The sequence below is a fragment of the Vagococcus luciliae genome, assembly GCF_024637875.1.
GTDB lineage: Bacteria > Bacillota > Bacilli > Lactobacillales > Vagococcaceae > Vagococcus > Vagococcus luciliae.
This window is the reverse complement of sequence record NZ_CP102451.1, coordinates 751952-766101: the sequence shown is the minus strand read 5'-3', so window position 1 is coordinate 766101 and position 14150 is coordinate 751952. Positions and strand designations below refer to the sequence as shown.

Annotated in this window: 15 protein-coding genes and 1 tRNA gene; all 16 read right to left on the bottom strand. The window is 32.6% G+C overall.

Features of this window, described 5'->3' with window-relative positions:
• Positions 1 to 4 precede the first annotated feature (4 nt).
• The 16 genes from G314FT_RS04000 to G314FT_RS03925 all read right to left on the bottom strand — a co-directional run bounded on the left by G314FT_RS04000 (position 5) and on the right by G314FT_RS03925 (position 14147).
• Positions 5 to 805, bottom strand: coding sequence for an SDR family oxidoreductase (locus G314FT_RS04000; protein ID WP_257702160.1), 801 nt, complete (start codon positions 803 to 805; stop codon positions 5 to 7).
• Between the two features lie 539 nt (positions 806 to 1344).
• The gene (locus G314FT_RS03995; protein ID WP_257702159.1) at positions 1345 to 2262 is read right to left on the bottom strand and encodes a dihydrodipicolinate synthase family protein; all 918 of its coding nucleotides are present in this window, start codon (positions 2260 to 2262) and stop codon (positions 1345 to 1347) included.
• Positions 2249 to 3082, bottom strand: coding sequence for a MurR/RpiR family transcriptional regulator (locus G314FT_RS03990; RefSeq protein ID WP_257702158.1), 834 nt, complete (start codon positions 3080 to 3082; stop codon positions 2249 to 2251). The genes G314FT_RS03995 and G314FT_RS03990 overlap by 14 nt, the downstream gene beginning before the upstream one ends.
• Before the next feature lie 16 nt (positions 3083 to 3098).
• Positions 3099 to 3974, bottom strand: coding sequence for an ROK family protein (locus G314FT_RS03985; RefSeq protein WP_257702157.1), 876 nt, complete (start codon positions 3972 to 3974; stop codon positions 3099 to 3101).
• A gap of 2 nt (positions 3975 to 3976) precedes the next feature.
• Positions 3977 to 4408 (bottom strand): YhcH/YjgK/YiaL family protein, encoded by a 432-nt coding sequence (locus tag G314FT_RS03980; protein ID WP_257702156.1) that lies wholly within the window; start codon positions 4406 to 4408, stop codon positions 3977 to 3979.
• A gap of 12 nt (positions 4409 to 4420) precedes the next feature.
• Positions 4421 to 5788 carry an ABC transporter substrate-binding protein gene (locus tag G314FT_RS03975; RefSeq protein ID WP_257702155.1) on the bottom strand — a complete coding sequence of 456 codons (1368 nt, stop codon included), beginning with the start codon at positions 5786 to 5788 and terminating at the stop codon, positions 4421 to 4423.
• A gap of 13 nt (positions 5789 to 5801) precedes the next feature.
• Positions 5802 to 6644, bottom strand: a complete 843-nt coding sequence (locus G314FT_RS03970) for a carbohydrate ABC transporter permease (protein ID WP_257702154.1) — start codon at positions 6642 to 6644, stop codon at positions 5802 to 5804.
• Positions 6645 to 6658: 14 nt separating this feature from the next.
• The gene (locus tag G314FT_RS03965) at positions 6659 to 7537 is read right to left on the bottom strand and encodes a carbohydrate ABC transporter permease (protein WP_257702153.1); all 879 of its coding nucleotides are present in this window, start codon (positions 7535 to 7537) and stop codon (positions 6659 to 6661) included.
• A 16-nt stretch (positions 7538 to 7553) separates the two neighbouring features.
• Positions 7554 to 8246 carry an N-acetylmannosamine-6-phosphate 2-epimerase gene (locus tag G314FT_RS03960; protein ID WP_257702152.1) on the bottom strand — a complete coding sequence of 231 codons (693 nt, stop codon included), beginning with the start codon at positions 8244 to 8246 and terminating at the stop codon, positions 7554 to 7556.
• Between the two features lie 4 nt (positions 8247 to 8250).
• Positions 8251 to 9216, bottom strand: coding sequence for an acetylxylan esterase (locus G314FT_RS03955; RefSeq protein WP_257702151.1), 966 nt, complete (start codon positions 9214 to 9216; stop codon positions 8251 to 8253).
• A gap of 164 nt (positions 9217 to 9380) precedes the next feature.
• Positions 9381 to 10307, bottom strand: coding sequence for a DUF561 domain-containing protein (locus tag G314FT_RS03950; RefSeq protein WP_257702150.1), 927 nt, complete (start codon positions 10305 to 10307; stop codon positions 9381 to 9383).
• Positions 10308 to 10520: 213 nt separating this feature from the next.
• On the bottom strand, positions 10521 to 10661 hold the full coding sequence (locus tag G314FT_RS03945) for a FeoB-associated Cys-rich membrane protein (protein ID WP_257702149.1): 141 nt from the start codon (positions 10659 to 10661) through the stop codon (positions 10521 to 10523).
• 10 nt (positions 10662 to 10671) lie between these two features.
• Positions 10672 to 12816, bottom strand: coding sequence for a ferrous iron transport protein B (gene feoB, locus G314FT_RS03940; RefSeq protein ID WP_257702148.1), 2145 nt, complete (start codon positions 12814 to 12816; stop codon positions 10672 to 10674).
• A gap of 2 nt (positions 12817 to 12818) precedes the next feature.
• A complete protein-coding gene (locus tag G314FT_RS03935; RefSeq protein ID WP_257702147.1) occupies positions 12819 to 13289 on the bottom strand; it encodes a FeoA family protein in 471 nt (156 codons plus the stop codon).
• Positions 13290 to 13687: 398 nt separating this feature from the next.
• Positions 13688 to 13761 (bottom strand) — tRNA-Arg (locus G314FT_RS03930).
• A 59-nt stretch (positions 13762 to 13820) separates the two neighbouring features.
• Complete coding sequence (locus G314FT_RS03925; protein ID WP_257702146.1) at positions 13821 to 14147, bottom strand: PTS sugar transporter subunit IIB; 327 nt, start codon at positions 14145 to 14147, stop codon at positions 13821 to 13823.
• Positions 14148 to 14150 lie beyond the last annotated feature (3 nt).

Here is a 14150-nt window from a genome sequence, read left to right as displayed (position 1 = left end):
TCTTTTATCCTCTTGTTTTACCTCCAGCAACATTAGTTGTTACCCCTGTGACATAACTTGCTCTGTCAGACATGAAATAACATACTAGATCAGCTACTTCTGATAATTTTCCACTTCGACCTAATGGGATGGTGCTTGTTTTACTATATCCAGCTCTTAACTCATCAACTGTAATGTTTCGTGTATAAGCTAATGCTGTTTCATAAGACAATGTTCTTAATCCTGTTTCTTCCATAATACCTGGAGCGATACCAACTACTCGCACGCCATGTTTCCCTAATTCTTTTGACCAAGAACGGGTAAAACTATTCACGGCTGCTTTTGTTGCAGCGTAGCAACTTTGTCCTTCTGATCCTTCTAATCCAGATTCTGAAGACATATTAATAATCACACCTGATTTTTTTTCTACTAAAATACGTCCAACAGCTTGACTCATTAAGTAGACACCTTTTTGATTTACTGCTACCATTTTGTCAAAAATAGCATCTGATAGTTCATAGTCACTATGTGATTCTTTAGCATCAACCAATAATCTCGGAATATTAATGCCTGCATTATTTACTAAACAGTCAATTGTTCCAAATGTTTCAACCACTTTGTTTACAGCAGATTCAACTTGTTCTCTGTTTGATACATCTACAGGTACAAATAACAAGTTTTCATGTTTTTCTTTACCTTCAGATAAATCAAAATTAGCGACCTTAACATCTTCACCTAATAACGCTTTCACAATTGCTGCCCCAATTCCTGAAGATCCTCCTGTAACAACCGCTACTTTTCCCATTGTATTTAACCATTGACTCATGTTTACCACTCCCACTTCTTTGATAAACAAAGTATAAAACGATTTCTTATATAAATTAATACAACAATTTTTTCACAGAAATAAAATAGTCGATACTAATTTATAAAAGACAATAAGAAAGATAGATTTTAAAAAATAGGTAAAGAAAACAAAAACGCCTCTCTTTTTTACTAACAAGAGGCGTTTTTTTGACTAACTTATTATACTAGACTCTCTATGAAATAAAACTTATACTGACATTTTTTCTAACATCTAATCTTTTAAATTTCTATTCATCCCGACTTAAACCTTGTGAAAAATAATAACCTAAAAATAGGTAAGTATTTTTAGGTTATAGTCAGATGATAACTATATATAATATTATTCGGCTAAATAATGTTAGTTTATCCATGTCTATTTGATTGACAATATTTAGTAAAAATAACATCAATAAATATTATAAAAAAATACTGAACAAATTCATTCTACACTATCGCGAAAAAAAAATAAATAAGAACTAGAAAAATTGTCATAAAGTCAATTTTTCCAGTCCTATCATTTTAAACTGTTTCTATATAGTTAAGAGCATCTTGAATCATATGATATGATTCCTCAACAATTAATCTATCCTCTATTGTAATTTTAGGCAAGGGTTGTCTCACACTACCTATGTTGATTCCTCTTTTTTTCAAAATAGCTTTCATCACATCATACAAATTACCTTTTGCAGATAACATTTTAAAAATAATATCATCAATTTTGATTTGTAAGTTTTTAGCTAATTCTAATTCTCCGTTTTCGATGGCATTATTCGCTGCTATAAACAGTTCAGGCATCACACCATACGTTCCACCTATTCCTCCATCAGCACCCATGATTCTTCCAGCTATAAATTGTTCATCAGGTCCATTAAATACCACGATATCTTTTCCTGCATGACGTTTAAATAGGTAAATATCTTGTACTGGCATCGATGAATTTTTTACACCGATGACTTGATCATACGCCATCATTTCTTTTAATAATTCAATACTTAAGGCATATCCTGTTGTTTGTGGAATATTATAAATAATAAAATCTAAATTAGTGGCCTCCATCATAGATACCCAGTAATCTTTAATCGCAAATTCTGGTAAACCAAAGTAAATTGGCGGAATCGCAGCTAAAGCATCAACCCCTAAACTTTCTGCATGTTTAGCTAAAATAATACTGTCTCTGGTTGATGGTGCAGCAACATGGGCTATTATTGTCATCTTACCACCCACAGCTTTCATCACATTTTCTAGAACTTCTTGTCTTTCCTCTACTGTTTGATAGATACACTCGCCTGAGCTCCCACCTACATATAACCCTTTAACACCTTTGTTTAAATAATATGTTGCTAGTTCTTGTACTCTCTCTCCACTAATATTCCCTGCTTCATCGTAACAAGCATAAAATGCTGGGATAATACCTTTATATTTATCAAGATTTTTCATTTCTTTTAAGCTCCTCATTCAAACTATTTCTTGTGATAACTTTAATCGTTTGATTCATTCTATCGTTTAATTGATTATCTTCTAGTAACATCGTTGAAATAACGTCAATTTGATACATTATGGCAAATTGAGAATTTATAAAACGTTCTCGTCCAATAAACGCACTGTTATATACCAATAATGACGTATCAGATAATTTAGAAAGTGTACTTTCAGGAAAACTTGTAATACTAACGATATGAGCACCGTTTTGTTTTGAGCATAAAATTGCTTCATTAACATCAGTTGTTTCTCCTGAAGCGGATATGCCAATCACTAAATCCCCACTAACAGCCATCGAGCTTGTGATTAACATCATATGGGAATCTGTTGTAGAGACAACATTTAACCCCATTCTCATTAACCGTTGTGTGAATTCTAAAGCTGTCAATCCTGAACTTCCTACGCCAAATATAAAAATTCGTGGTGCTTTTTTTATGGTTTGAACAACATTTTCTAAATCTTCTTGCTTTACCATTTGTTCAGTTTGCTCAATCACTTTTGTGTAAAAATTATAGACATCACTGTTTATCGCCATATCATTTTCAATATGGACAGCAGGAACGGCACTTAACTGTATCTTTAAATCAACAAATCCATTTTGATTTAATTTTTTAGCAAATCTCGTAATCGTTGCAGGAGATGTATTGGTTTCTTTAGCTAAAGTAGAAATATTAATATTGGTTAATGTGTCACTATTTTTCAATAAGTAGGTTGCTATTTTTTTCTCTTTATCAGAAAAGGATGGGAATTTTTGTTGTATTTCTTCTAAAATAGTCATAGTTGACCTCTCTTAATTAATGTCTTTTCTTAAAATTATACAACGCTCCTATCATTCCTGCATCATTTTCTAATTCGGCAAATAATATCTTCGTTTTAAAAAAACGATGGTCTTCTATATTTTTTGCTATACTATCATTAATTAAAGGTTCTAGACACTCTTTTTGTGCCATAATTCCTCCACCTAAAACAATGACTTCTGGGTTTAATAAATACATCATATTAATCAACCCTATGGATAGATTATCTATCATTTTTTTTATACCATTCACACAAATAACATCACCATTTTTAGCTAATTCAAATATCTCTTTACCATTTAATTTAGTTTGTTTATGGTGATTAACAGTATTAATCAAATAAGTCGTTGAAGCAATATCTTGGTATTTTTGACCATCAATAAGCAGATACCCTACCTCTCCTGCTGTAAAACCAATACCATGCTCAATCTCTCCATCTCTTAACAACGAACCTCCAATACCTGTTCCCACGGTCAAGCAAATGCCATTTTCCACATCTCTTAAACTGCCTTTCCAGTATTCTCCTAAGCATGCACAGTTAACATCATTTTCGACTTCACAAGGTAATTGAAAGTTAGTTTCCACCAACGCTTTTAATGGTGTGTTCGTATAGTTTGGTATAGTATAACCAGCATAAATAACCTCACCTGTATTTGGATCAACTACTCCTGCTGTGGATATACAGATACCTGAAAGTGTATAATTTATTTTAGCCTGATTGATAATAGTCATTAAACTAGTGACGATATTTCGTTTTTTATCACTATTATCAGTGTTCACTAAACTAAATCTTTCAATAATATAGCCATCATCGTCAAATATTCCTGACTTAATCGTTGTTCCACCAATATCAATACATAGATAAGTTTTCATTTCTAAGCCTTCCTTATCTTAAACACTATTTTTTTAACTTGCTCGCCATTACCTATACCTGTTCTGTGAGCTTCTTCTGTATCGATAAATAGCCACTGCCCAGTTAACAACTTTTCTGAATACTCACTTAAACCTTGAAGAAGATAATAATCTTCTTCAAGGTAGTAATCACCCATCTCACTCAGCTTGCTTGAAAAAACAATAGACTCTTTTCCCTCAAACATATAATGCAAATCATAATGTAACTTATGCGCTTCCCAAACTCTATCATGCTCATTTCCAGTTTGATAACTTAAAAAATTAGCTGTTATATTTTCTGTGATAATCACACTTTGCTCTTTAAATTCAGTTATTTTTTTTATAAATGACGTAATAACAGGAATAGCTTCCAATAATTCATCATTGATTTGTTCTATACGATTTCCTTTTAACATCCTCATCACTACCTATTTTAAAATAACTGATTTTTTCTTATTTGTTTCAATAATACGATTTCCTTGATCTGTAAAATTATCAACTGCTTCTTTTGGTGTTTTTTCTCCAGTAAAGACCGCTTGCAATTCAGGGAAAAACGCATTTCTTAATTCAGCGTAACCTGGCGTATTATTAGAAAAATTAATAACATAATCAGAATTTTTATTATAAGCTTCTAAATACGGTAACTCTGTCGCAACTTCTTTTGATACGCTCTCTCTTACTGGTAATGTATTTTTTGAAGCTTTAACCAATTCTGCATCTGTAGAATAGAATTTAACAAAATCTTTTGCTGTTTCCATTCTTTCCTTGTCTCCAGTATCAAAAACAACAGAACTTGTCACATACGTAAATGATATCGGCTGTTTCTCTCCCGGAATATTAGCTAATCTCATATCAAACTTATCAACTTTTCCATCTTCCATATCTTTTTGAATCCCTGAAAATAATACACTATTCGTAAAATTAATCGCTGTTTGTTTATTTTGGAACATAGCATTAACATCATTACTTGTTAGGGATTCTGCTCCCTTAGTTGTATACCCTTTTTCACGAATATCATTTAAATAGGTTAAAGCTTTTTCGCCAGATTCTTCATTCAAAATAATTGAACCATCTTTGCTAAAGAAAGGATTACCAAACATTCTCATATAAGACATATTCCAAGTATCTCCTTGATTATTTTTAGCAAATAATCCAAAAGGTGCTACATCTGGATTTTTTTCTTTCAACGTCTTTAAAATAGTTGTTAAATCATCTACACTCCAAGTTGCAATATCATGTTCTTCTCCAATATATTTATCTAATCCAACTTCTTTAAACATGTCCGCATTGTAAGCTAATGTTCCAGGGTTGTGGCCAAACGGATAAAAGTAAACGTTATCATTTATTGTGACATTATCCCATATCGACTGAGGAATATCTTTTTTCGACTGTTCATCCACGATATCATTTAAAGGTGTTAATATTCCCATATGAGCATATTCGCTTAACGCAAAACTTGAATCAAAGAAAATATCTGGTAATGTTTTTGTTTGAGCAGCTACACTTAATTTATCTGAACGTTGTTCTCCAGGAATGACTTGCACATTAATTTTTACATTAGGATTTTTCTCATTATACTTTTTAGCTGCTTCTTTAAAGAAACTATCATAGTCTGCCCCTTCTTCAGTCGGACTTTGTACACCTTTCCATTGAGGTGTTAACCAAACTTCGACTTCTTCTGCTTTTTTATCTCCTTTAGCTGTTTCAGAAGACTTTTTATCTCCCGTACCACATCCTGATAACACTAGTCCTGCTACCCCTAACACCAATAATGAACTCAACATTTTCTTTTTCATTTTCTTCTCTCCTTTATTCTTTTACAGCTCCTGCTGCAATTCCTTTAGTGAAATACTTTTGAAACACGATAAAGATAATAATCATAGGTAATGCAGCAACAGCTGCACCAGCTACCCTTAACCCTATATTAGGATTGATTTCTTGCATCAACCCTGCTACTCCTACTGTTAACGTACTCATACCTTTACTACGAGCCATCAATAATTGCCATAAATAATCATTCCAGAAAGTAACAAAATTTAAAATAAACAATGCTCCTATACCTGGTTTTGCAATCGGTAACATTAATTTCCAAAATATATACCACTCACTAGCCCCATCTAACTTAGCAGATTCTCTAATCGAATCAGGAATTGATTCGAAAAAAGATTTTAGCATGAACACACCAAAACACATTGCCAAATTTGGAATAATCATGGATTGGTATGTATCCACCCAATCAAAAGCTACAACTATTTTAAATAGTGGTACAATAAAGGTTTCTTTTGGAACCATTAAAGACGCTATAAATAATGAAAAAAGAATTTTTTTCCCTTTAAAGTGCAGTTTTGCAAAAGCATATGCTGCAGCTGATGATAATATTACACTTAGTGTTGTTGTAACTACTGATACAAAGAAACTATTAAATGTCCACTTTAATGCTGGTTGATTTTTGAATAATTCCTTAAAATGTCCTAAATACAAAGATTTTGGTAAAACATCTGGTGGCATTTTATAAATATCTGCTGATGTTTTAAACGAATTCGTAATTAGCCAATATACGGGAAACAAACTTAACAATGCCAAAATCAATACAATGATATTGGTTATTCGATCATAACGTTCCATTCCTTTGATTTTTTTTAACCATTTCATCTCCAAACCCCTCCTTATTTTTTATTTCCAAATGCCTTAAACTGTGGAATAGATAGTAGTAATGCTACTACAAACATTAATACACCTACAGCTGCTGCAACACCTGTATTATTGTAAATAAAAGCATTTTGGTATAGATAATACATCATAGTTACTGAAGAATTATTTGGTCCTCCTCCTGTTAATAATTGAATAACAACAAATATTTTTAAAACTGCAATAATATTAATGACAACTAAATATAATGTTGTTGGTCGAACTAATGGAATTAAAATTTTTGTCATTCGTTGCCACCTTGTTGCCCCATCAATTTCTGCCGCTTCAAAATAATCTTCTGGAATACCAATCATTGATGCAATATATAAAATAATAGACTGTCCCACATTACCTACAAATGTAACAAAAATAATGGTTGGCATAACCCAGGTACTACTCCCTAATAAGTTAACATCATCTACACCTACATTACCTAGTAAATAGCTAATTAACCCATTAGCTGGATTTAATAAAAAATTCCAAATCATACTCATAACAACCATAGATACCATAACTGGTAAATAAAAACTTCCTCGAATAAAAGAAATATACTTAGCTGATTTATCGTAAACTGTTGTTGCGACAAATAATCCAAATACTATAGCCACAACAAAAATAATTGTATTAAATACCGATTTGATAAATACAGGATCTGCAAATAATTCTTTATAATTTTCTAACCCAACAAATATATCTTCCGTATAGGTTTGACGATATAAACTCATCTTAAATCCCTCAAGAACAGGATAAACAATAAATAGTATAAATAAAATCAATTGTGGTCCAACAAATAAATAACCTGTTAAAGAAGATTTTAACTCACCCAAAACTTGTTTTCTCTTATTTCCCTCTTTCATTATAAGACCCCCACTTTTATTTAATTAATGCTATCTCATCAACAAAACGTTGTGCTATTTCCTGTGGTCTCGTAATTGCTCCACCACATACAACACTAAATCCACCAATTTCTAAGGATTTTCGTGCCTTTTCTGGTGTATCAATTTTTCCTTCTACAATAACTGGCTTATTAATATCTTTAAGAAGTTTTCTCAAATGGCTAAAGTCATCATTTGCTATATTTTCTCCATCTGTATTGTTTGTATACCCATAAAGCGTTGTACCTATAAAATCAAACCCAAGAGCTTCCGCATATTTAGCATCTTCTAAAGAAGCCGTGTCAGCCATTAAAAGTGTATTAGGATATTCTTTTCTAATAGTTGCCACAATATCACTAAGTTGTTCTCCATTTGGTCGTTCCCTTGTTGTTCCATCCATCGCTACAATTTCTACACCCGTTGCGCAAACAGCTCTTACTTCTTTTAATGTAGGAGTAATAAATACCTCACTATCTTCATAAATTTTTTTAATAATTCCGATTATTGGTAAATCAACCGTGTCTTGTATGGCTTGAATATCCACCACCGAATTAGCCCGAATCCCGACAGCTCCTGATTCTTTCGCTGCTCTTGCCATACGTGACATAATGAACGAACTGTGTAAAGGTTCGTTTTCTAATGCCTGACAAGACACTATCAATCCTTTTTCTATTTGCTTACTAGTATCCATATTACTATTCTCCTATCTTGTCACCGGTAATCCAGTTCATTATTTTATCATGCATAAATACATTCATCGCTTCATGTCCATATTCTGGTAAGATAATATGTTCATATGATGTCTTCAAATGATTAACAATCGCATATTGAGTCGATGGCAAACAAATATCATCTCTTAATCCTGTCACTAATTTCACATCACCTTTTATTAAGTCAGCAAAATTCTTAATATCTATATAATCTAAACTGGATAAAATTTTTTCTTCCGTCATGTAAAAAGGGTCTTCAAACTTAAAATATCGAAATAATTCATCATAGGGTTCACATGACAACTTTAATTCCAATACACGAGAAAAATCAGACAAAAATGGATACACACTAATAATTTTTTTGATTTTATCACTTAACGCTCCTCCAACTAATGCCAATGCCCCTCCCTGTGAAGCACCTAAAGTCGTCAAATTATCGTTGTCTACCCAATCAAATGTTGCTACTAACTCTATAACACGATACACATCGAGATAAATGTCTTTAAAAAATAAATCGTTTGGATTTTCAGTCATCCCGCGAACAATGTGCCCTTTCACTGTATTTCCTTTAAAGTAATTACCATCAACTGACTTGCCTGCTTGCCCCCTAACATCCATCGCTACAACGGCATATCCTGCCAAAATATATTTAAAATACTCTGACCAATCACTACTTTGTCCCTGATAACCATGAAAATGAAACACTACTGGAAACGGACCTTTACCAAGTGGTTTTAATACCTTGCAATAAGTACTTGAATTATTCTCCATTTGTATTGTTAAATCATAACAGTCAACATAATCAATCATAAAATGACATTTATATAACGTATAATCATTTTTAGAATTTAATTGTCTAATCTGTTTTTCCCAAAAATAATCAAAATCATTCGGCTTATCTCTACTACCCTTATATAGCTTCTTTTCATTTAACGACATTGTTTCCGACATAAAAACGCCCCTTTGAAATCGTTTACAATTATCAATATATCACAAGAAAATAATTTTATCAATAAAATTAAAAGAAAATGATTTTCAGTATTTTATACTTTAATAATAAAGAGCAATGCAAACACTATAATTGTTTGCATTGCTCTTTACTATCTATTTTTTATCTACAACTCTGGCAAAACAACGTTTCTGTACTCATCCAATATGTCCTGATGTATTTCGTTTACACTTCTAAGTTTATTAACCTGACAAATAATTTGTCCTGCCATTAAAGAGCCATTTTCAACATCACCATCAACAACAGCTTTTGTTAGAGATCCCATTGTTAATTTTTCAAGCTCTTCTCTAGCAACATCTTTATTTTCAAGTTCGATATAATGGGCTGTCATCTCGTTTCGAATCGTTCTAACAGGTGCGCCATTTTTTCTACCTGTAACAACCGTTGATGTTTCTACTGATTCTATGACTTTGTCTTTGTATGCTTGAGCAACTGGACACTCTTTTGATCCCAGATAGACTGTTCCCATTTGAACACCAGAAGCGCCTAGAGCAAATGCAGCTGCCATGCTTTTTCCACTTGCAATTCCCCCTGCTGCTAAAACAGGAATTGTCACAGCATTTGTCACAGCTGTCACCAAAGGCATCGTTGCAACTTCTCCTATGTGTCCACCAGCTTCCATTCCTTCAGCAACAACCGCATCTACTCCCAAATCTTCCATCTTTTTAGCTAATTTTGCATTAGGAACAACTGGGATGACGATGATATTTGCTTCTTTTAGTCGTGGCATGTATCGTTTAGGAGTCCCTGCACCTGTTGTGATTATTTTCACATTTCTAGCTATAATAACATCAATAATTTCATCACAGTTCTCCATCATCAACATCACGTTTACGGCAAATGGTTTATCTGTTAGTGCTCTCGTTTTATCTATTTCTTGTTTTAATTGTTCACCACTCATACCTCCAGATGCAATGATGCCTAATCCACCAGCATTTGACACGGCAGCTACTAGCTGTGAAGTTGATATTTGAGCCATTGCCCCTTGAAAGATGGGGTATTGAATTCCTAATAATTCTGTCATTTTTGTCATGATTGTTCTCTCCTTTGTATTATTAACAGATATTAACCTTATTATAAATCTACCTCTTAATAATAAGTTATGTAAGTTCTTTAAAACATGACTGAATAATCCCTTTGCCTTTATTTTACTATAAAATCTAATTTTTTATATACTTTTAGATTTTTAAATAACAAATCCCTCACGTTAATAGTTAAAATTAACATGAGGGATTATGATGATACTCTATTTATCTGAAATCGTTTCTTTTTTTATCGGACAGTCCACCGAAGAACAATCGCATGTTTTTTCTTTTTTTACACCATACTTATATACAACCCTAGCTACTCCTAAAAAAATAATTCCAGCTAAAATAATTGTGCCCATACTATCACTCCTATAATATACTGATACCTTCTACACCGACTAATTTTTCTTTTCTAGGTTTTCTTGTTATTAATATAATCAGACCAATAACTAACATACTTGCTACAACTTGTCCTATACCAAATGTGCCATCTTCAAATAGGAAATGACCAAATTGATAAACAACTAAACTAACGACATAAGCTAATAGACATTGATAACTTATCGCCAGCGTTGTCCATCTCCAATCATTCATTTCTCGACGTATTGCTCCAATTGCAGCAAAACATGGTGCACATAATAGATTAAATAATAAAAATGAATATCCAGCTACTGGTGTTAAACTAGCACTTAATAATGGCCAGTATTCCTTTCCAGTTTCTGAGACTTCTTGCAAGTTACTATACAAAATACCAAACGTTCCTACGACGTTTTCTTTTGCAACTAATCCTGTTACAGTTGCCACTGTTGTTTTCCAATTTCCCCATCCAAGTGGAGCAAAAACAAATGCTACTGATTGACCTAAAAAAGCTAAAATACTTTGATCCGTTTCAACCATTTGTCCTCGAAAATTAAATGAAGATAAAAACCAGATTATAACAGAACTGGCAAAAATAATCGTCCCTGCTTTTTTCACAAAAGATTTTGAGCGCTCGATCATTTGTCTAAAACTGTTTTGAAATCTTGGCATGTGATAATCAGGTAATTCCATAATAAATGGCGCTGTGTCTCCACTGAATAATGCCGTTTTCTTTAATATAATACCGGATAAAACAATGGACCCTATCCCTACAAAATAAGCTGATGGTGCAACCCAAGAACTATGTGGGAAAAAAGCACCTGCAATAAGACCAATAATAGGTAATTTAGCTGAACATGGCATAAACGTTGTGGTCATAATCGTCATACGTCGATCTTTTTCATTTTCTATTGTTCGGCAAGCCATCACTCCTGGAACACCACAACCGGTTGAAATCAACATTGGAATGAATGATTTACCAGATAAACCAAAACGTCTGAAAAATCGGTCCATGACAAAAGCGATACGTGACATGTATCCACAATCTTCTAGTAGTGATAAACATAAAAACAAGACCATTAACTGTGGTAAAAACCCTAGTACCGCACCTACTCCGGCAATAATTCCATCAAGAACAAGCGATTGTAGCCAAGGGGCAATAGCCATCATCTCCATTAACTTGGTGACATTATCTGGAACAATTTCTCCAAATAATACATCATTTACCCAGTCAGTCCCAATCGTTCCAATGGTTTGGATGGATAGATAATAAACTAACCACATCACAAACGCAAAGATTGGTAAAGCTAGCCATCTATTCGTTACTATTTTATCGATTCGATCACTCATGCTTAGTTTGTAATCCGTTTCTTTTACACAACACAAACTAACAACTTGACTGATATAATTATATCGTTCATTGATAATAATACTCTCACTATCGTCTCCAATAATTTCTTCTGTCATACTAATAATGTCTTCAATTTCTTTTTTCACTTTATCAGACATGACGTTTCGTGAACAAACTGTTTCATCTCTTTCAAATAACTTGATACTGTACCATCTTTTTTGATGAGTTGGTATATTGTCTGGTAATAACTCACTTATTTCAGACAAAGCTACTTCTAATCGATTGTCATATAGAGGAAAATCGGGAATTCTTCCATGAACAAATAGCTTGTCTATTTCTACAAGAGCATTAGCCAACCCTTCTTTTTTAGTCACACTCATTTTTACTACAGGAATCCCTAAAGAATAAGCTAATTTTTCTTCATTTAATCGAATTCCTTTTTTCTCAACCACATCCATCATGTTTAGTGATAAAATCATTGGAATGCCTAACTCTAATAACTGTGTGGTTAAATATAGATTTCTTTCTAAATTGCTTGCATCAATAATATTCAGAATACCAGATGGATTATCTTGTAATAGATAATCTCGTGCGACTACTTCTTCAGGTGTATAAGGTGACAATGAATAAATTCCTGGTAAATCTTGTAACACAATATTTGGGTTCTTTTTTAATTTACCTTCTTTTTTTTCTACTGTCACACCTGGCCAGTTCCCTACTGATTGATTAGACCCTGTTAACTCGTTAAATAAACTCGTTTTTCCACTATTAGGATTTCCGACTAATGCGATTTGTTTTTTTGTCATAGCTACACCTCTTTAACCAAAATTAACGACGCTTCTTGTTTTCTCAAACTAAGTTCATAACCTCTAACTGTAATTTCAATTGGATCACCTAAAGGAGCATATTGTTTTACCTGAACGAGCACACCCTTTGTTAATCCCATATCCATCAATCGCCGTTTTAATGCTCCTTTTGCAGTGAAATCAACTACTTGTGCATGTTTTCCAATACCAATTTCATCCAACGTTTTAAGCTCGGCAGAATTTTTTTCTATATCCTCACTAACTTGGATAAATTCTGCAATAGTATCATCTATTCCTATTTTTGTCCCTTTAAATAGAACAATAAATGGTTGATTTTTTTTATTCGATAATAAAACTATCTCTGTTCCTGGTAACAACCCCAAATTTTTTAAATGTTTTCCATGAGATTCTTGACCATTAAACGCAACAAATTGATAGACTTTATTTATCTGACAATCCTTCAATTTTTTCATTTTTTCACCTATGTTTATTTTTTCTATTAATCAATAATGAAAACCATTCTCATTTAACAAACTAATCATACACTTGTCAGGAAAAACCGTCAATCTATATTGTGAAAAAAATCATTTATATCTAAATAGATAAACAACGAAAAACCTTATTAAAACAATCAGTCACTTTAATTCTATAAAAAACAAAAAAGCAAAACCTCAAACAAGCCGTTATCTCCAACTATAGAGTAAACGCCTTCATTTGAGGTTTTGCCTGCTTAACCAGTTACAATCCTTATTTGATTTCATAGTACCACGTGTTTTTATTTGCTTCCATACATTTTTAATTTTTCATACAATATTCAAACATATATAATATTATACTCATTAATAATTCAATTAATTTATTAAAAAGAAAACGTCCCTGATACGATTTGAACGTACGACACCCGTCTTAGGAGGACGGTGCTCTATCCAGCTGAGCTACAGGGACATCAAAGCTATTATGATTCTCTCACTTTTATTAATAAAAGTCTAGTCACAATATCTTTTTCATTCACTTGTATCATCTAATAATCTTTCAGCATATGCAAATACTTTGGATCCATTCATCAACCCATAATCTGTCATATCGATATTTTTAACAGGAACATTTGGATTATTTAATTTTTGTTTCAATTCTTTTTTTAAATATCTAACCTGTGGCCCTAAAAGGTAGATATCTGTCTGTTCATTTTGAATATCTTTTTCAACTTCTGATGCTGAAATAGCCACAATATCTATATTTTTATCTGTCATATCTGCTGCTCGCCTCATACGATTTACTAGTAAATTAGTAGTCATGCCAGCTAAGCAGACTAAAACGATCCGTTTTTTCATGCC